General features: G+C 72.3%; 15 protein-coding genes and 1 pseudogene. 9 read left to right on the top strand and 7 right to left on the bottom strand.

The annotated features are described in order from the left end of the window. Positions 1-189: 189 nt before the first annotated feature. Together ppgK and PED38_RS09305 are read left to right on the top strand one after the other, a co-directional pair. Positions 190-1074 (top strand): polyphosphate--glucose phosphotransferase, encoded by an 885-nt coding sequence (gene ppgK / locus PED38_RS09310; RefSeq protein ID WP_081234859.1) that lies wholly within the window; start codon positions 190-192, stop codon positions 1072-1074. A 105-nt stretch (positions 1075-1179) separates the two neighbouring features. Continuing rightward, positions 1180-2310 (top strand): glycerate kinase, encoded by a 1131-nt coding sequence (locus tag PED38_RS09305; RefSeq protein WP_270980957.1) that lies wholly within the window; start codon positions 1180-1182, stop codon positions 2308-2310. Positions 2311-2378: 68 nt separating this feature from the next. On the opposite strand, the gene PED38_RS09300 is transcribed toward PED38_RS09305, so the two are convergent. Beyond that, positions 2379-3572 carry a glycosyltransferase gene (locus PED38_RS09300; protein ID WP_270980956.1) on the bottom strand — a complete coding sequence of 398 codons (1194 nt, stop codon included), beginning with the start codon at positions 3570-3572 and terminating at the stop codon, positions 2379-2381. Between the two features lie 229 nt (positions 3573-3801). On the opposite strand from PED38_RS09300, the gene PED38_RS09295 reads away from it, so the two are divergent. The 3 genes from PED38_RS09295 (at position 3802) to PED38_RS09285 (ending at position 6347) form a co-directional block, all read left to right on the top strand. Next, on the top strand, positions 3802-4191 hold the full coding sequence (locus PED38_RS09295) for a MerR family transcriptional regulator (RefSeq protein WP_063070937.1): 390 nt from the start codon (positions 3802-3804) through the stop codon (positions 4189-4191). 61 nt (positions 4192-4252) lie between these two features. Further along, complete coding sequence (locus PED38_RS09290) at positions 4253-5878, top strand: peptide chain release factor 3 (protein ID WP_270980955.1); 1626 nt, start codon at positions 4253-4255, stop codon at positions 5876-5878. Between the two features lie 118 nt (positions 5879-5996). After that, positions 5997-6347, top strand: coding sequence for a CHY zinc finger protein (locus tag PED38_RS09285; RefSeq protein WP_270980954.1), 351 nt, complete (start codon positions 5997-5999; stop codon positions 6345-6347). Positions 6348-7539: 1192 nt separating this feature from the next. Here the strand turns inward: PED38_RS09285 and dnaB are convergent. The 6 genes and pseudogenes from dnaB to PED38_RS09255 all read right to left on the bottom strand — a co-directional run bounded on the left by dnaB (position 7540) and on the right by PED38_RS09255 (position 12757). After that, positions 7540-8919, bottom strand: coding sequence for a replicative DNA helicase (dnaB, locus tag PED38_RS09280; protein WP_012039646.1), 1380 nt, complete (start codon positions 8917-8919; stop codon positions 7540-7542). Between the two features lie 454 nt (positions 8920-9373). After that, on the bottom strand, positions 9374-9826 hold the full coding sequence (rplI, locus tag PED38_RS09275) for a 50S ribosomal protein L9 (protein ID WP_063070935.1): 453 nt from the start codon (positions 9824-9826) through the stop codon (positions 9374-9376). Positions 9827-9837: 11 nt separating this feature from the next. Beyond that, complete coding sequence (gene rpsR, locus PED38_RS09270; protein ID WP_012039648.1) at positions 9838-10101, bottom strand: 30S ribosomal protein S18; 264 nt, start codon at positions 10099-10101, stop codon at positions 9838-9840. A 36-nt stretch (positions 10102-10137) separates the two neighbouring features. Further along, a complete protein-coding gene (locus tag PED38_RS09265) occupies positions 10138-10686 on the bottom strand; it encodes a single-stranded DNA-binding protein (RefSeq protein ID WP_063070934.1) in 549 nt (182 codons plus the stop codon). 102 nt (positions 10687-10788) lie between these two features. Continuing rightward, a pseudogene (rpsF, locus tag PED38_RS09260) lies at positions 10789-11133 on the bottom strand (30S ribosomal protein S6); the annotation flags it as partial. Positions 11134-11326: 193 nt separating this feature from the next. Then, a complete protein-coding gene (locus PED38_RS09255) occupies positions 11327-12757 on the bottom strand; it encodes a CCA tRNA nucleotidyltransferase (protein ID WP_270980953.1) in 1431 nt (476 codons plus the stop codon). A gap of 91 nt (positions 12758-12848) precedes the next feature. Between PED38_RS09255 and PED38_RS09250 the strand changes: the two genes are divergently transcribed. The 4 genes from PED38_RS09250 (at position 12849) to trxA (ending at position 18393) form a co-directional block, all read left to right on the top strand. After that, complete coding sequence (locus PED38_RS09250; RefSeq protein WP_063070931.1) at positions 12849-15134, top strand: DUF6049 family protein; 2286 nt, start codon at positions 12849-12851, stop codon at positions 15132-15134. A gap of 33 nt (positions 15135-15167) precedes the next feature. Further along, on the top strand, positions 15168-16796 hold the full coding sequence (gene murJ, locus PED38_RS09245) for a murein biosynthesis integral membrane protein MurJ (protein ID WP_063070930.1): 1629 nt from the start codon (positions 15168-15170) through the stop codon (positions 16794-16796). 156 nt (positions 16797-16952) lie between these two features. Then, complete coding sequence (gene trxB, locus PED38_RS09240) at positions 16953-17990, top strand: thioredoxin-disulfide reductase (protein ID WP_270980952.1); 1038 nt, start codon at positions 16953-16955, stop codon at positions 17988-17990. A gap of 79 nt (positions 17991-18069) precedes the next feature. Next, on the top strand, positions 18070-18393 hold the full coding sequence (gene trxA, locus PED38_RS09235) for a thioredoxin (RefSeq protein ID WP_063070928.1): 324 nt from the start codon (positions 18070-18072) through the stop codon (positions 18391-18393). Positions 18394-18502 lie beyond the last annotated feature (109 nt).

Genomic DNA, 18502 nt, shown 5'->3' with positions numbered 1-18502 from the left:
AACCGCGCGTTCTGACCGTCGCCGGCCCGTCTGCCGGTGGCCCGGATCCGCGGAGCGGGTCCGCGGAGCGGGTCCGCACGGACACCGCTCCGGGACGGCGGATCCGCACCACGGGCCGGAACCGCGGCTCGACAGGCACCACGCACCACGCACCACGCAGAAAGCACCACGCAACCGAGAGGCCCCGCCGTGCCCCAGCCCGAGACCGCGCCGCGGCCCGCCTCCGACGGCGGCCGCCCGACCGCCGGCTTCATCCCCGTCGACCGCGCCCTCGTCGCCGCGCCCGAGGGGGCGGCCGCCGCGCTCGCGCGACGCGACCGGCTGGCGCTCGGCATCGACATCGGCGGGACCACGCTCAAGGCCGGCATCGTCGACGTCACCACGGGGATCCGCCTCACCGAGCGCATGACGGTCGGCAAGCCCGTGGGGGGCGAGCCGGAGGACATCGCGGACGTGATCGCTGAGATCGTGCTCGAGCTCACGCCCGACGAGGACCTGCCCGTGGGGGTCGGCGTGCCCGGCATCGTGCGGGACGGGATCGTCCGCTCCTCGGCCCACATCTCCGACCGCTGGCTCGGCATGGACGCGCGCACCGCGATCCGCGAGCGCAGCGGCATCGACGTCCTCACGGTGAACGACGCGGACGCGGCCGGCGTCGCCGAGCTCGAGTACGGCGTTCTGCAGGGGCGCGGCGGGCTCGTGATCCTCACGACGCTCGGCACCGGGATCGGCACGGCGCTTCTGCACGACGGGAAGCTGATCCCGAACAGCGAGCTCGGCCACGTGCACATCGACGGCGGCGACTACGAGATGCAGGCCGCGTTCTCCGCCGTTCGCCGCGAGGGCATCACGTTCGAGGCGTGGGCGGCGCGGCTCGAGCGGTACTACCGCCACATCGAGTCGATCATGTCGCCCGACCTCATCGTGGTGGGCGGGGCGGCCGCGCACGAGTTCGCGCGCTTCGAGGGGTTCCTGCATCTCGACACCGAGGTCATCGCCGCGAGCCGCGGCAACGACGCGGGTCTCGTGGGGGCCGCGCTGCTCGCGCACCGGGCGGGCGTCGCGCCGAGCTGATCCCCGCGCGGCGGCGGGCGTCCGGCAGTCGCCTCGCGCGAGGAGCCGAGCCGTCCCGCCACCCGGCGGCCGCCCGGGAGCCGCGCCGCCCGGCAGACTGGCCCCATGAGCACCGCCGCTCCCCGCCCGCTGCGCGTCGTCATGGCGCCCGACTCGCTCACCGGATCCGCCACCGCCGTCGAGGCCGCCGAGGCGCTCCGCCGCGGCTGGCTCCGCGCGCGGCCGGGCGACGACGTGGCCCTCGCGCCCATGGCCGACGGCGGACAGGGCACGCTCGACGTGCTCGCGGCCGCCGTGCCCGGCGCCCGCCGCGTGCCGGTGCGGGTCACGGGTCCCGACGACCGTCCCGTCGACGCGCACTGGCTGCGGCTGCCCGACGGCACGGGGGTGGTGGAGGTCGCGTCGACGAGCGGCATCACGCTGCTGGATCCGCGCCGCCCGCTGACCGCCCACACCCGCGGCTTCGGCCAGGCGATCCGCGCGGCCCTCGACGCGGGCGTCCCCCGCCTCCTCCTCGCGCTCGGCGGCAGCTCGTCGACCGACGGCGGGGTGGGCGCGCTCCGGGAGCTGGGAGCCCGGTTCCCGCGGGCCGACGGCTCGGCGGCGGGCGACGGCGGCGGAGCCCTCGCCGGGATCGCCGCGGCGGACCTCGCGGGGCTCCGGGCGCTCCCGTCCGGCGGGGCGCGGATCCTCGGCGACGTGCGCGCGCCGCTGACGGGGCCATCGGGCGCGGCCGCGGTCTACGGCCCGCAGAAGGGCGCGACCCCGGACGACGTGCGCCTCCTCGACGCCGGGCTCGCCCACCTCGCCCTGCTGCTCGGCGTGGATCCCGCGACGCCGGGATCCGGAGCGGCCGGGGGCACCGCGGCCGGCCTCCTGGCCTGGGGTGCGGACGCGGCGTCGGGATCCGCGGGCGTGGCCGACGCGATCGGGCTGGCCCCGCGCATCGCCGGAGCCGACGTGGTGGTCACGGGCGAGGGCCGCTTCGACGCGCAGTCCCGCACCGGCAAGGTGCCGTCCCGGGTGCTCGACCTCGCGGTCGCGCACGGCACGGCCGCGGTCCTCGTCGCCGGAGCGGTCGCCGCCCCGACCGACGGGTTCCGCGCCGTCCGGTCGCTCACCGACCTGGCCGGATCCGGCGCCGACGCCCGGGCGCATGCCGTCCGCTGGCTCGAGCGCGCCGCGGAGGACCTGGCGCGGGACGCGGAGGCCCTGCTCCCACGACCCGACCGCTGAGCACGTGGCGACGGGGCGGCAGCCTCCGCCTCAGCCCGCGCGCACCGCCTCAGCCCGCGCGCACCGCCTCAGCTCGCGCGCACCGCCCGACCCGCGACGAGCGCCCGGTACTCCCCCGCCACATCCGCCGCGGCGACATCCCAGGTGCGCCCGGCCGCGTGCGCGCGCGCCGAGGCGGAGAGCCGGGCGAGGCCCGCCCGGTCCGCCAGGAGGCCCTCGATGGCGCGGGCCCAGTCGGCCGGATCCCGCGTCTCCACGAACACGCCGCTCACGCCCTCGCGCACGGAGTCGACGAGCCCCTCGGTGCGCGATGCGACCACGGGCGTGCCGCAGGCGGCCGCCTCGAGCGCGACCAGCCCGAAGGTCTCGGCGGCCGACGGCATCAGCGCGAGATGCGCGCTCGCGAGCGTCCGGGCGGTCGCGGCGCGGTTGAGCGGCCCCGCGAACACCACGTCGCCGTCGAGCCCCAGCGAGCGCACGAGGGCGTGCAGGCTCGCCGCGTACGCGTCGCGGCCGGGCGAGACGCCGCCGGCGAGCACGAGGAGCGGACGCGTCGCCGGGTCCATCAGGGCGAGCGCCCGGAGTGCCACGTCCTGCCCCTTGAGCGGCTGGATCCGCCCGAGCAGCACGATCCGCGCCCGCCCGGCGCCGCCGCGCACCGACGGCTCGCGCAGGAACGCCTCCTCCACACCCGGCGCGACGACGTGCACGGCAGCGGGATCCGCGCCGTACGCCTCCACGAGCAGCCGCTTCTCCGACTCCGCCGACGCGACCACCAGGTCCGATGCGCGCACCAGCCGCGCCTCCTCCGCGAGTCGCGAGGCCGGCTCGGGGGTGTCGCCGGCCACCAGGCGCCGGTTCTTGCCGGCGGAGACCGAGTGCAGCGTGAGCGCGTGCGGGACGCCCCACGCCCGCGCGACCGGCAGCGCCGCGACGGCCGACAGCCAGTAGTGGGAGTGCACGACGTCGGCGCGCGGCAGCGCGGCCAGCTCGTCCGCGAAGGCCGCCGTGATCCCGGGCAGGTCCTCCTTCGCGAGCGGGCCCGCGGGTCCGGCCACGAGCGACAGCAGCTCGACGCCCGGCGCGACGGGGACGGGCGCGGAGGGTCCGGGGCCGGTCGCGCGCGTGATCAGCCGCACCTCGTGCCCCTGCCGCCCGAGGCTGCGCGCGAGCTCGAGGAGGTAGACGTTGAGCCCGCCCGCGTCGCCGGTGCTGGGGGTCTGGATCGGCGACGTGTGCAGCGAGACGAACGCGATCCTCATGCGCTCGATCCTACGAGCGGCGACCGGCGCCATCCCGCGCGCGGGCGCGCCGCCGGTGCGAGCGCGACGGGCGCTGCGCCGGCCGCCGACCCCGGACAGCAGCCGGACAGCAGCCCCGGACGGGGGCGTCTGCCCGCCCCCGCGATCGGGGAGAATGGAGCGATGCGGTCACCCGGCCGCACCACGTCCCATCCGTCCCGCCGAGGGCGGAGCCCGTCTGGAGGCCCGCATGGCGCGCACCGCAGGTCCCGCGACCATGCAGATCGGCGAGCTCGCCGAGCGCACCGGCCTGTCGCACCGCACGCTCCGCCACTACGACGAGACCGGGCTGCTGCGTCCGTCCGGCCGCTCCGACGGCGGCTTCCGCCTCTACACGGCCGACGACCTCGAGCGCCTCCTCCTCATCCGCCGGATGAAGCCGCTCGGCTTCTCGCTCGAGGAGATGATGCGCCTGCTCGAGGTCACCGATGCCCTCGACGCCGCCGGCCCCGACGACGACACCGCGACCCTCCGCGCCGACCTCGCGGCCTTCATCGCCGACGCCGAGGAGCGCCGACGCCGCCTCGCCGAGCACCTCGCGATGGCCGACGAGTTCCTCGACCGCCTCCGCGCGCGCTGATCACCGGGGCCCTGGCGCTCGGGGCGACGACCCTCACGCGACGGCCTCGTACCATGGGGAGGTGTCGACCATCACCCCTCCCCGCGCGCCCGCCTCGGCCTCCGCCTCCCCCGTGCTGCGCGAGGCGTCCCGCCGTCGCACCTTCGCCGTCATCTCCCACCCCGACGCGGGCAAGTCCACGCTCACCGAGGCGCTGCTGCTGCACGCGCACGCCATCGGATCCGCGGGTGCCGTGCACGGCAAGCAGGGCCGCAAGTCCACGGTCTCCGACTGGATGGACATGGAGAAGGAGCGCGGGATCTCGGTGAGCTCCGCGGCGATCCAGTTCACCCACCGCGACACCGTCATGAACGTCGTCGACACCCCCGGCCACGCCGACTTCTCCGAGGACACCTACCGCGTGCTCTCCGCTGTGGACGCCGCGATCATGCTCGTCGACGCCTCCCGCGGCCTCGAGACCCAGACCATGAAGCTGTTCGAGGTGTGCCGCCAGCGCCGCATCCCGATCATCACGGTCATCAACAAGTGGGACCGCCCGGGCCGCGAGCCGCTCGACCTCATGGACGAGATCAAGGAGCGCACCGGCCTCCTCCCCACCCCCCTCACCTGGCCGGTCGGCGAGTCCGGCGCGTTCTTCGGCGTCGTCGACCGTTCCACCGGCGAGTGCGTGCACTTCACCCGCACGGCCGGCGGCGCGAGCATCGCCCCCGAGACGCGCATGTCGCCGGAGGAGGCGCTGGCCGCGGCCGGATCCGCCTGGACCGACGCCGTCGAGGAGAGCGAGCTCCTGCACGAGGAGGGCCAGGACCACGACGAGGAGTCGTTCCTCGCCCGCCGCACCACGCCCGTGCTCTTCGCGGCCGCGGTGCTCAACTTCGGGGTGACCCACATCCTCGACGCGCTCGACGCCATCGCGCCCGCCGCCCAGCCGCGGCCCGACGAGAAGGACCGCACCCGTCCCGTCGAGGAGGACTTCTCCGGCTTCGTGTTCAAGGTGCAGTCGGGCATGAACACCGCGCACCGCGACCGCCTCGCCTTCATGCGGATCTGCTCGGGCGTCTTCCACCGCGGCATGACGGTCACGCACGCCCAGACCGGCCGCCCGTTCGTCACCAAGTACGCGCAGCAGCTGTTCGGCCGCGAGCGTTCCACGGTCGACGACGCGTACCCGGGCGATGTGGTCGGCCTCGTGAACGCCTCGAACATCCGCGTGGGCGACACGCTCTTCGACGGCGCCCCCGTCACGTTCCCGCGCCTGCCGCAGTTCGCCCCCGAGCTCTTCCGCGTGGTCCGCTCGAAGGACACCAGCACGCACAAGCAGTTCCGCAAGGGCATCGAGCAGCTCGACCACGAGGGCGTCATCCAGGTGATGCGCTCCGACCTCCGCGGCGACCAGGCCCCCGTCCTCGGCGCGGTCGGCCCCATGCAGTTCGAGGTCGTCGTCGAGCGCATGACGAACGAGTTCCGCGCGCCCCTGCGCATGGAGCCGCTCGAGTACCAGGTGGCCCGGATCACCGACGCCGCCTCCGCGCCGGCCCTCGCGAAGACGATCGGCGTCGAGGTGCTCGTGCGCTCCGACGGCACGCACATCGCCCTGATCACGACGCCGTGGCGCCTCAAGGCGATCGAGCGCGACAGCCCCGAGCTCACCCTCGTCGACGCCGCGACGGCGCTGCCGGACGCGTGACGCCGAGTCCGGCATGACCGGTTCCGATGCGGCTGGCGCCGCTCCCCTGCCCGTCGCCGGACGTGTGACCCCCTCGGCCGGTCACACCCCGATCCGGCCATCCGCCGGGGATGCGCACGTGACCGGCCCGACCGGTCACGCCCCCGCGCCGGCCGCCATCATCGTGCGCGGCCCGGCGATCGACGCCAAGACCCGCTGCATCCACTACGGCTCGGAGCTCGACGTCGTCGCCCTCCGTGCCCCCTGCTGCGACGCCTGGTACCCCTGCCACCTGTGCCACGCGGCGGTCGCGGACCACCCGCTCGCGGTGATCCCCCGGGCCGAGCAGCATCTACCGGCGGCCCTCTGCGGCGTCTGCCGCGCGACCATGACCGTGCCCGAGTACCTCGCGGCGGACTCCTGCCCAACCTGCCGGGCCGCCTTCAACCCCGGCTGCGCCGCCCACGCGCACCTCTACTTCGCGCCCTGACCACCCTCCCGCAGAACATCGCCCGCTAATCCGACCGCGAGGGACACGCGTTCGCCTTCGGCTGGTCGCGCCACATTCCCGCTGTAGTTTGTGGGCCACCAGGGCTCGGCCGGCACGAGCTACAGGGGAGGATCGATGGTTCAACAGTCTGCCCAGCGGTTCGCGCGCCACGGCGAGACCGGCGATGTGTGGGACGCGAACGAGGTCGAGGAAGAGCTGCGGCAGGGCCCGTGGGAGTGCGTCGTTGTCGGTTGCCCCGTCATCTACAGCTCGCACCGACGCCCGTACACACGATTTCGCAACGGTATCGGAGAGCCCGTGAGTGGGTCCTTCGTCATCCGGGACGAATCGACTCACGACGTGTCCCTTGCTCACGAACGGATTCCAGGACGCTCTGGCGCCCAACGCATCGATCGAACGTCTCGGCGCCACATTCATCGCCTGACTGGGTTGCTTGTCCCGCATATACAGACACCGACAAATACAGGCGAACGCACTGGGCGCACACGCACGCATTATGAATACGGCTACCCGATTAACACGGCGGCTGGACTGATCCAATTCGCGCAAGCCATAGATGCTGACCCTGACCTGGCGAATAGCGAGAGGATACGTTTCGCTGATACCGTCTACACCTGGAACGAACTCGCGTACTCGCCGAGCCGCCACGCGTTCTCTGTACTGTTTTTACGAATGGACGCTCAGACCAACCCAGGGCGGGTGTACTTCGTGCAAGGCATCGTGAAGTACCACGCTTACGAGGACAGTCTGCATCCGGAGCTGCTGCTACTGCGAGTGCTCGCAGATGCTGGTGATGAGGGACAGGAGTTGTGGATCTTCATGCCCAATGAGGCGCGGTTCAGGCTCTTGGTCAGTGACCTGCCACCAGGCAGACCGGTGGCTCTCGTAGCTAACGTTCTCGTGACCGGCAGACACAGGCCGGCGCTTTCCATCACGGAACCGCACCAATTGGAGTTTCCCTCGACCCCATGAATCATCTGCATCAACTGGACTGCTGACTCCGACGTCATGCGACCAGCGCTCGACGCAATCTCGCAGTTGGGACGAACCCAAGCGCGAGTTCGTTGAGGTCACACATCTGACACCTGATGCATGAGCCCCGCGGGCCTCACATCGCAGATGTGACTCAGGGATACAACCGTTGCTGCTGCAGCCGGGCTGCCTGACGTCGCTACCCGCCCGCGGGCATGTCCGCGAAGCGCGAGAAGTGCCCGTGGAAGCCGACCGTGATGGTGCCCGTCGGCCCGTTGCGGTGCTTGGCCACGATGAAGTCGGCCTCGCCCGCGCGCGGGTTGTCCTTCTCGTAGGCGCTCTCGCGGTGCAGCAGGATGACCATGTCGGCGTCCTGCTCGAGCGAACCCGACTCGCGGAGGTCGGAGATGGCCGGCATCTTGTCGGCACGCTGCTCGGGCCCGCGGTTCAGCTGCGACAGCGCGATGACCGGCACCTGCAGCTCCTTCGCCATGAGCTTCAACGCGCGCGAGAACTCCGAGACCTCCTGCTGTCGCGATTCGACCTTCTTGCCGCTCGTCATGAGCTGCAGGTAGTCGATGACGACGAGCTTGAGCCCGACCTTCTGCTTGAGCCGCCGGCACTTCGCCCGGATCTCCACGAGCGTCATGTTGGGGCTGTCGTCGATGTAGAGCGGGGCGTCGTTGATGCGGCCGCGGGTCTGCGCGATGGTGGTCCAGTCGCGTGCGTCCACGGTGCCCTTGCGCATGCTCTGGAGCGGCACGGACGCCTCGGCGGACAGCAGGCGCATCGCGATCTCGCTGCGCCCCATCTCGAGGCTGAAGAAGATGGAGGGCATGTCGTACTTGATGCTCGCGGCGCGCGCGAAGTCGAGCGCGAGCGTGGACTTGCCGAGCGCGGGGCGCGCGGCGACGATGATGAGCTGGCCCGGGTGCAGGCCGTTGGTGAGCGCATCGAGGTCGGCGAAGCCCGTGGGCACGCCGGTCATCTGGCCGTCCTTGCCCTTCGCGGCCTCGATCTCGTCGATGGCGACCGTGACCGCGTCCGTGAGCGGGACGTAGTCCTCCGCCTCGACGCCGCCCGTGACGCCGTAGATCTCCGCTTGCGCGTTGTTCACGAGGTCGACGACCTCGCCCTCGCTGGCGTAGCCCATCTGCACGATGCGGGTGCCCGCCTCGACCAGGCGCCGCAGCACCGCCTTCTCCGCGACGATGGACGCGTAGAAGCCCGCGTTGGCCGCCGTGGGCACGACGCTCGTGAGCGTGTGCAGGTAGTCGGCACCGCCGGCGCGGCTCAGCTCGCCGAGCTTCGTGAGCTCGTCGGTGACGGCGATGACGTCCGTCGGCTCGCCGTGGGAGTACAGCGACAGGATGGCGTCGAAGATGATCTCGTGCTTGGGGATGTAGAAGTCGATCGCCCGCACCTGCTCGACCGCGTCGGCCACGGCGTCCTTGCTGAGGAGCATGCCGCCGATGGCGCTCTGCTCGGCGAGGAGGTCGTGCGGCGGCGTGCGCTCGTGGCCGGCGCGCTTGTCGCGCTCGTCCCGTTCGCCGGCGAGACCCAGATGGGCGATGGACACGTGCGGCTCCCCTCGGTCGGCTGGGCGGATGCGCCCGCACGACCGTTCTAGCTCGGACCACCGACACGGCTCGAGAGGGTGTCGGCCGGGCTCCTGACGGGCCCGTGGCGGCCCGTTCGACGGGCGCTGCCCCACGATATGGATCGACGCACCGCGGCACCAAATGCGCCTGTGGATGGGGGTGTGGACAAAGTGGGCGAAACGCCGGGCATCGTGTGGACTACCTGGGGACAAGCCTGTGCACTTCGGACGAATATCCGGGCCGAATCTGCTTCTGAACAGGCTCTGCGAGTTCCACACCCGATGTGGGAAAAGTAGTCTGCACCAGGGCTTGAGAGTTCTTCTGCTACGGCTTGGCCTGTGGATGGGGCTGGGGATCGAGGGCCCTCTGACCGGCCGGTTAACCGCCGATGGCGGTGGGCATCATGCCCACCGCCATCGAACTCGTGCTGCGTTACTTCGCGGCGACGACCTGCAGGCTGATCGTGGCGACGATGTCGTCACGGAGCCGGATCGTGGCCTCGTGGTTCCCCGTGGCCTTGATGGCGTTGGGGATCTCGATCTTGCGCTTGTCGACCTGGCCGATGCCGGACTCCTCGACCGCCTTGGCGATGTCGGACGTCTTGACGGAGCCGAAGAGGCGCCCGCCCTGGCCGGCCTTGACGGTCAGCTTGACGACCTTGGCCTCGAGGCGGCTCTTGAGGTCCTGCGCCTCCTCGATGGTCGCGTGCTCGCGAGCGGCACGCGCGGCCTTGATCTGCTCGATCTGCTTCTCGCCGCCACGGCTCCAGATGACCGCGAAGCCCTGGGGGACGAGGTAGTTGCGGGAGAACCCGTTCTTGACCTCGACGACGTCGCCGGGGGAACCGAGGCCGGAGACCTCGGTCGTGAGGATCACTTTCGACATTCCATTACCCCTTAACGGCCGGAGCCGGCGTAGGGGAGAAGTGCCATCTCACGCGCGTTCTTGACTGCGCGCGCGATGAGGCGCTGCTCCTGCACCGAGACACCGGTGATGCGACGAGCGCGGATCTTTCCCCGCTCGGAGATGAACTTGCGGAGGGTGGCGACATCCTTGTAGTCGATGACGCCGACGCGGATGGACTTCGCCGGGGCGGCGTTCTTCCCGCCCTTGGCTCCGCGGAGAGGCTTGCGGCGGTCGCCGCTGCTCTTTCCAGCCATGATTCTTCCTGTCTTTCGTACGTAGTGCGACGAGCCCTAGAAGGGCGTCTCGTCGTTGAAGTTGCCGGGGTTGGACCAGCCGCCGTCGCCGCCGGAGTTGCCTCCGCCGGAGCTCGCGGGGGTGCCCCACGGCTCCTCGGCCACCTGCTGCTGGGGCTGCCCGCCGCCGAACTGGCCGCGACCGCCACCGCCGGAGTTGCCTCCGCCGTTGCCGCCGCCGCCCGATGCGCGGGTGACCTGCGCCGTGGCGTACCGGAGCGAGGGGCCGATCTCGTCGACCTCGAGCTCGATGGAGGTGCGCTTCTCGCCCTCCTTCGTCTCGTACGACCGCTGCTTGAGGCGGCCGGTCGCGACGACACGCGAGCCCTTGGTGAGCGAGGACGCCACGTGCTCGGCGAACTCGCGCCACACGCTCGCACGGAGGAAGAGGGCGTCGCCGTCCTTCCAGTCGTTGCTCGCGCGGTCGAAGGACCTCGGCGTGGAGGCGATGGTGAAGTTGGCTACCGCCAGCCCGTTCTGCGTGTATCGCAGCTCCGGATCACTGGTGAGGTTGCCCACGACCGTGATGATGGTTTCGCCGGCCATCGACTACTCCCCGGTCTTCTCGCTGGAAGCGGCCTGCGCCGCCGGCTTGCCGGGCGTCGCCGGAGCGGCGTCCGTGGCGGGCGCCTGGGGCGCGGCGTCTGCGGCCTTGGACGTGGCGGCGGCCTTGCGGGCGGCCTTCTCGTCGGCGAGCTTCGCAGCGGTGGCGACCATGGCCATGGCCTCCTCGGCACGCAGCACCTTGGTGCGCATGACGGCCTCGGACAGACCCAGCTGGCGGTCGAGCTCCTGCGTGGCCTCGCTCGTGGCGGTGAGCTGGACGACGGCGTAGATGCCCTCGTTCTTCTTGTTGATCTCGTACGCCAGTCGACGACGGCCCCAGACGTCGACGTTGTCGACGGTGCCACCGCTGGTGCGGATGACGTTGAGGAACTTGTCGAGACTGGGAGCGACGGTGCGCTCATCGATCTCGGGATCCAGGATCACCATGAGTTCGTACTGATGCGTCACTAACCCACCTCCTTCGGACTTGAACGGTCGCAGACGATCTGCGACAGGAGGGTATGTGCATCTGTCCGCGCGGAGGAGGGGAATCCCGCCGCCGGGCGGACAACCTCGCAAGACTACCGGATGGGGAGGAGGCGCACCAGCCGGATCCGCGTCGGCATGCGGGAGCGGCGGATCAGCCCTGCTGGGCCGCCCACCACGCGACGAGGCGGCGCGTGGCCTCGTCCTCGTCGAGCGGGCCCTCGTCGAGCCGCAGCTCCAGGAGGAAGCGGTACGCGCGGCCGACGACCGGGCCGGGCGGCACGTCGAGGATCCGCATGATGGCCTCGCCGTCGAGGTCCGGCCGCACGGCCGCCATCTCCTCCTGCTCGGCGAGCTCGGCGATGCGGGTCTCGAGGTCGTCGTAGGCGAATCCGAGGCGGTCGGCCTTGCGGCGGTTCTGCGTGGTGACGTCGGCGCGGGTCAGGATGTGCAGGCGCTCGAGCTCGGGGCCGGCGTCGCGGACGTACCGGCGGACGGCGGAGTCGGTCCAGCCGCCCTCCGTGTAGCCGAAGAAGCGGAGGTGCAGCTCGACGAGGCGGGAGACCGACGCGATGGTGTCGTTGTCGAAGCGGAGCGCGCGCAGGCGGCGCTTCGCCATCTTCGCGCCGACCACGTCGTGGTGGTGGAACGTGACGACCCCGCCCGGCTCCAGCCGCCGCGTCGACGGCTTGCCGATGTCGTGGAGGAGCGCCGCCAGACGGAGCACCAGGTCCGGCGCCTCGCCCGCGTGGCGGCTGCGCTCGTGGTCGATGGCCTGGTCGAGCACCTGGAGGGAGTGCTGGTAGACGTCCTTGTGACGGTGGTGCTCGTCGGCCTCGAGCTTCATCGCCGGCAGCTCCGGCAGCACGTGCTCCGCGAGGCCGCCCTCCACGAGGAGGTCGAGGCCGGCGCGCGGCTCGGGCGTGCGGAGCAGCTTGGAGAGCTCGTCGCTCACGCGCTCGACGGAGATGTCGAGGATCCGCGGGGCCATGTCGCGGATGGCGGCGAGCGCCGCGTCGTCGAGCCGGAAGCCGAGCTGGGAGGCGAAGCGGACGGCGCGCATCATGCGGAGCGGGTCGTCGCCGAAGGAGACCTCGGGGGCCACGGGCGTGCGGAGCACCTGCGCGAGGAGGTCGTCGATGCCGCCCGACGGATCCACCAGCACGACCTGCGGCAGGCGCACGGCGAGCGCGTTCACCGTGAAGTCGCGGCGCACGAGGTCCTCCTCGAGCGAGGAGCCGAACTCGACCTCGGGCTTGCGGGACACGCCGTCGTACTGGTCGGTGCGGTAGGTCGTGATCTCGACCTGCTCCCCCTTCACGCGCGCCCCGATCGTGCCGAACGCGCGTCCGATGTCCCAGTGGGCGTCGGCGACGGGCTTCACGATCTCGAGGATGCGGTCGGGGCGGGCATCCGTGGTGAGGTCGAGGTCGGTGGCGGCACGGCCGAGGAACGCGTCGCGCACCGGTCCGCCGACGAGGGCGAGCTCGTGGCCGGCCTCGTGGAAGGCGCGCGCGAGCACGGCGACCGGGGGCGATGCGGCCAGCTCGCGGAGACGCTCGAGGGCCTGTGCGACGCTGTGCATGGTCGGACAGTCTACGGCGGCGGCGCGACGGGCTTCCGAGACCACGGCGAGCGCTCACGGGCGCCCGGGGCCAGCGCTTTAGAATCGCCAGATGCACGCCGCGCCTCGACACGACGCCGGCCCCACCCGCACGGACAGAGCCCTCCGGCTGATCCGGCGATCCGCCAGACGCACGATCTCCACCCTCGTGTGCGTCACGGTCGCCGCCGGGACCCTCGCCGCCGGGACGGTCGCCGGTCCGGCGACCCCGGCGCACGCCGCGACCGAGGGCGTCACCTTGTCGGTGACCCCGGCCGCCGCGGGCATCCTGCGCCCGGGCGAGGACCTGCAGGTCACGGTAACGGTCGTCAACGCGACGGACGTGGCGGTGCCGGCCGGGCAGATCGACCTCGACCTCAACCGCACCGTGCTCGACACGCGCACGAAGATCGACGGCTGGCTCGACGTCTCGGGCACCGAGGCGAACGCGCGCACGGGTCCGCGCATCGGCCGGACCGGATCGCCGGAGGTCGCCGCGGGCGGCACCGTCGACGTGCCCGTCACCGTGCCGGCCGCCACCGTGGGCCTGCAGGGCACCCGCGGCGGGTTCGGCCCCCGGGGCCTCACGGCGGTGCTCGCGTCCGGTGGGACCACCGTCAGCACCGGCCGCGGAGCCGTCGTCTGGAGCCCCGGAACGGATCCCGCGGCCACGCCGGTCGCCGCGGTGATGCCGCTGACCGTGCCGCCCAGCGCATCCGACCTGATCGACGCCGAGGCGCTGGCCACCTACACGGGCACGACCGGCACGCTCACCCGCCAGCTGGATGCCGTCGTGGGCCGCCCGGTCGCGGTGGGCATCGATCCGCGCATCCTCGCCTCCATCCGCATCCTCGGCACCGACGCGCCCGCGTCCGCCCTCGGGTGGCTGGAGCGCCTGAAGACCATCCCCAACGAGACCTTCGCCCTCGCGTGGGCCGACGCCGACGTCGCCGTGCAGGCGCAGGCCGGGGCCGCCACCCTCCTCGCCCCGACGGACGCCACCTACGCGCTGCGCCCGGGCCGCTTCGCCGCTCCCGGAGCGAGCCCGTCGCCCTCGCCCACCCGGACGCCCGAGGAGTCCCCGGCGCCCACCGCGAGCCCCGCCGCCGCCGGGGCCGGTCGTGGATCCGCGACCGCGGGTCTCGCGACGCCCTCCCCCGGGGAGAGCGGCAGCCCCCAGCCCACCCCCACGCCGGGCGCTCCCGCCGCGTCCCCCGTGCCGAGCCTCGCGGACCTCACGGCGTGGGACTACACCATGTCCGGCTTCGCCTGGCCGCTCGCCGGCACCGCCGTCACGTCCGACCTCGGGGTCTTCGCCGCGAGCGGCACGACGACCACGATCCTCTCGAGCGACGACGTCCGATCCGCGAGCTCGGCCCGCGTGGGCGCCGTCGGGAACGCGGGCGACACCACGGTGCTCGTCACGGACGCGGACGTCTCGGCCCTCGTCGACCAGGCGCTCTCCGCCGAGACCGACCAGGGCTTCGGCATCGCGCTCGCCCGGCTCTCGGCCACCCTCGCCGCCGATGCCCGCGAGGCCGACGGCCACGTCGTCGTCGCGGCCCTGGAGCGCGGCTGGGCCGCATCGAACGGGCGCCTCGGCCAGCTGCTCGACGCCATCGGCGCGCTGCCCTACAGCGACACGGCACCCCTCAGCGCGGCTCTCGGCAGCCCGGCCGTCGAGGTCCAGGTCGTCGACCACCCGGAGGACGCGGCCCGCGTCCGTCGCGTCGCCGACTCCCTGTCCCTGGAGGCGCAGGTCGCCGCGTTCGCCAAGGCCGTCGAGCGGCCGGAGCTCATCACCGGCCAGCAGCGCCTGCTCCTCCTCGCCACCCTCTCGACGCGCTGGCGCGAGACCGCGGATGGCGCCGCGACCACCCAGGACGGTTACGTGGCCCAGGCCGACGAGCTGCTGTCCTCGGTCGCCATCACCACGCGGCAGAACACCGTCATCAGCGACACGACGAGCCTGCTCATCAACGTCAGCAACGCCCTCGACCAGCCCGTCACCGTGCGCCTCTCCATCACCGCGGGCAGCGGCCGGATCCGCGTGGACGACTCCGCGGTCGTCACGGTCCCCGCGCACGGCAGCGCCTCCGCCCGGCCGCCCATCACCTCCATCTCCAACGGCGACGTCGTGGTCACCGCCCGCCTCACCACCGAGGACGGCAGCGTGCAGGTCGGCGACAGCGCACCCGTGGAGCTCTTCATCCGCGCCGGGTTCGAGGCCGTGGTGACGACGCTCTTCGTCGCCGCCGTGGCCCTCCTGTTCGGCTTCGGCCTCTATCGCAGCATCCGCAAGCGCCGCCGCGCCCGAGCCCGGCAGCTCGCCGGCCTGCCCGAGGAGACCGATGACTGACCGGACCGCGTCGACCGCCGCCGGGGCCACCCCGTGACCGCGCCCACCTCCCGGGGCGGCGGCATCGGCCGCGCGTCGGCCCTGCTCGCGTCGGGCACGTTCGTCTCCCGCATCCTCGGCTTCATCAAGGCGATCGTGCTGCTGCAGACCATCGGCGCGACCCTCGGCAGTTCCAACGCCTTCTCCAACGCGAACCAGCTGCCGAACAACATCTACGTGATCATCGCCGGCGGCGTCCTCAACGCCGTCCTCGTGCCGCAGGTCGTGCGCGCCGCCAAGCACGCGGACGGCGGCGCCGGCTACATCAACAAGCTGGTGACCATCGCGATCGTCGTGCTCGGCGGCGTCACGGTCCTCGCCACCGTGGGCGCCCCGGTCGTCTCCGGCATCTACGCGGCCACGCTGCCGCCCGACGTGTTCGCCCTCGTGGTCGCGTTCGCCTACTGGTGCCTCCCGCAGATCTTCTTCTACGGCCTCTACGCGGTGCTCGGGGAGGTCCTCAACGCCCGCGGGTCCTTCGGGCCCTTCACCTGGGCGCCGGTCCTCAACAACGTCGTCGCCATCGCCGGGCTGCTCCTCTTCCAGGCGATGTTCGGATCCGGCAGCCGCCCGGTGGACGACTGGAGCCTCGACAAGATCCTCGTGCTGGCCGGATCCGCGACCCTGGGCGTCGTCGCGCAGGCGCTCATCCTCTTCGTCTTCTGGCGCCGCGTGGGCCTCCGCTTCCGCTTCGACTTCGCCTGGCGCGGCGTGGGCCTCGGCACCGCCGGACGGCTCGCGGGCTGGACCTTCGGCATGCTCGTCGTGACGCAGCTCGCCGGCGTCGCGCAGTCGAACGTGGCCAACATCGCGGCCACCTCGGACAGCCCGTCGAGCACGATCCTGCTCAACGCGTGGCTGTTCTTCATGCTCCCGCACTCGATCTTCGCGGTCTCCATCGCCACCGCCTACTTCACGCGTATGAGCACCCACGCGGGCGAGGGGGACCACGACAGCATGCGTCTCGACCTCTCCTCCGCGATCCGCACCGTCGCGCTGATGACCGTCCTGTCGACCGCGCTCATCGCGGTCCTCGCCGGTCCGGTCGCACGCGTGATGGTCTCGGGCGACATCGGCGAGGTCCGCGGCTACGGGATGGTGCTCATCGCCTTCATCCTGGGGCTGCCCGCGTTCAGCACCCTCTTCGTGCTGCAGCGTGCCTTCTACGCCCTGTCGGACACGCGGACGCCGTTCGTGATCCAGAGCGTCCAGGTCGTCGTGTTCATCGCCGGCGCGCTCGTCATCGCGCAGCAGCCGGTGGAGCTGATCGGCGTGGGCCTCGCGGTGCTGCAGACCGTCACCGTCACCGGGCAGGCGGTGCTCGCGGCCGTGCTCCTCCGGCGCCGCATCGGGCGCATCGACGGGCGGCGGATCCTCCGCAGCACCGTCCGCTTCGTCGTCGCGGCCGTTCCGACCGCGCTCGTCGGTCTCGGCCTCCTCGTGCTCGTCTCCGGCGGCGCGTTCGCCGGCGTGGGCGTCGCGTCGAAGGGCCAGGCGCTCCTCGTGGGCATCCCGCTCGCCGCGGTCATGACGGCCGTCTACCTCGCGGCCCTGGCCGCCATGCGCTCGTCGGAGCTGCAGCAGCTCGCGGGGCCCGTGATGCGCCGCATCCGTCGCCGCTGACCCGTCATCCGCCCCGCCCGCCGCATGCGCCACGGCTCCTCCACGGCCGGCCTGTCCGCCCGGGGGAGGCGGAGGAATAGCCGCTACCGTGGGTCTGTTGCAGAGGTGAGCGGGCGCCGGGACGGTGCCCCGCCGAGCAGTGGAGGAGAGGCCGTCGTGCGTCAGATCATCATCATCGGTTCGGGACCGGCCGGGTACACGGCCGCCATCTACGCCGCGCGCGCCAACCTCACCCCCCTCCTCATCGCGAGCTCGGTCGAGGCCGGCGGCGAGCTGATGAACACGACCGAGGTCGAGAACTACCCGGGCTTCCCCGAGGGCATCCAGGGCCCCGACCTCATGATGGCGATGCAGGCGCAGGCCGAGCGCTTCGGCACCGAGGTCGTCCTCGACGACGTCACCTCCGTGGAGCTGGAGGGGGACGTCAAGCGCGTCACCCTCGGCAACGGCGACGTGCACGAGGGCCTCGCGATCATCGCCGCCACCGGATCCGCGTACCGCAAGCTCGGCCTCCCCGCCGAGGACCGCCTGAGCGGCCACGGCGTCTCCTGGTGCGCCACCTGCGACGGGTTCTTCTTCCGCCAGAAGACCATCGCGGTCGTCGGCGGCGGAGACAGCGCCATGGAGGAGGCCACCTTCCTCACGCGCTTCGCGGAGAAGGTCTATGTCATCCACCGCAAGGACTCGCTCCGCGCCTCGAAGATCATGCAGGAGCGGGCGTTCGAGAACCCGAAGATCGAGTTCGTCTGGAACGCGCAGGTGGTCGACATCACGGGCGACGAGAAGGTCGACGGCGTGGTCCTCGAGGACACGGTCACCGGCGAGCAGCGCCCTCTGGCGCTCGACGGCCTCTTCATCGCGATCGGCAACGACCCACGCACGCACCTCTTCCACCAGCAGCTCGAGCTCACCACCGAGGGCACCATCGCCGTCGACGGCCGCTCCTCCCGCACGAACCTGCCGGGCGTCTTCGCCGCCGGCGACGTCATCGACCCCACCTACCGCCAGGCCATCACGGCCGCCGCCTCCGGCACCATCGCCGCGCTCGACGCGGAGCACTTCCTCGCGTCCCTGCCCGACGCGCTGCTCGACGCGGCGTCCGACGGCCCGGACGGAGCCGCCGGCCACGGCGCCCCCGCAGCCGGCAGCGCGGTGGATCCCGACGGCGAGCTCGTCGGCGCCGAGCACGCGTAGTCCCGGGGCCGTAGGCCCCGTCCCCGCCTCGGGATCCGGGAGACGCCCGGATCCGCACGAACCGCACGAAGGAGCACACATGTCCCACGCACGCGACGTCACCGACGCCAGCTTCCAGGCCGACGTCCTCGATGCCGAGAAGACCGTCATCGTCGACTTCTGGGCCCCCTGGTGCGGCCCGTGCAAGGCCGTCTCCCCGATCCTCGACCAGATCGCCGCCGAGAACCCCGGCATCGAGCTCGTGAAGATCGACGTGGACGACAACCCCGAGGTCGCCATGAAGTACAAGATCACGTCGATCCCCGCCATGAAGGTCTTCCAGGCCGGCGAGGTCGTCAAGACGGTCATCGGCGCCAAGCCGAAGCCCGCCCTCGAGCAGGAGTTCGCCGACTTCCTCAAGTGATCCCGCGTCGCGTTCCCGCAGGATCGCGACTCCCCGCTCGGAGGGCCCGGCACCGGACAGGTGCCGGGCCCTCCGTCGTCCCGGCGTCGTGGACCGTGCCCGGCCAGGC

Origin of the sequence: Clavibacter sp. CT19 (assembly GCF_027858075.1) — a bacterium.
Classification (GTDB): domain Bacteria; phylum Actinomycetota; class Actinomycetes; order Actinomycetales; family Microbacteriaceae; genus Clavibacter; species Clavibacter tessellarius_A.
Note: the sequence above shows the minus strand (reverse complement) of the source record. Positions and strands in the feature narration are given on the sequence as shown.

What these genes read in the sequence shown, in the direction of transcription:
- rplI (WP_063070935.1), bottom strand. Translation starts at nt 9,826, where the DNA reads ATGTCGAAAGTGATCCTCACGACCGAGGTCTCCGGCCTCGGTTCCCCC.
- PED38_RS09265 (WP_063070934.1), bottom strand. Translation starts at nt 10,686, where the DNA reads ATGGCCGGCGAAACCATCATCACGGTCGTGGGCAACCTCACCAGTGAT.
- rpsR (WP_012039648.1), bottom strand. Translation starts at nt 10,101, where the DNA reads ATGGCTGGAAAGAGCAGCGGCGACCGCCGCAAGCCTCTCCGCGGAGCC.
- PED38_RS09255 (WP_270980953.1), bottom strand. Translation starts at nt 12,757, where the DNA reads ATGCACAGCGTCGCACAGGCCCTCGAGCGTCTCCGCGAGCTGGCCGCA.
- PED38_RS09295 (WP_063070937.1), top strand. Translation starts at nt 3,802, where the DNA reads ATGGCGCGCACCGCAGGTCCCGCGACCATGCAGATCGGCGAGCTCGCC.
- trxA (WP_063070928.1), top strand. Translation starts at nt 18,070, where the DNA reads ATGTCCCACGCACGCGACGTCACCGACGCCAGCTTCCAGGCCGACGTC.
- PED38_RS09300 (WP_270980956.1), bottom strand. Translation starts at nt 3,572, where the DNA reads ATGAGGATCGCGTTCGTCTCGCTGCACACGTCGCCGATCCAGACCCCC.
- PED38_RS09250 (WP_063070931.1), top strand. Translation starts at nt 12,849, where the DNA reads ATGCACGCCGCGCCTCGACACGACGCCGGCCCCACCCGCACGGACAGA.
- PED38_RS09305 (WP_270980957.1), top strand. Translation starts at nt 1,180, where the DNA reads ATGAGCACCGCCGCTCCCCGCCCGCTGCGCGTCGTCATGGCGCCCGAC.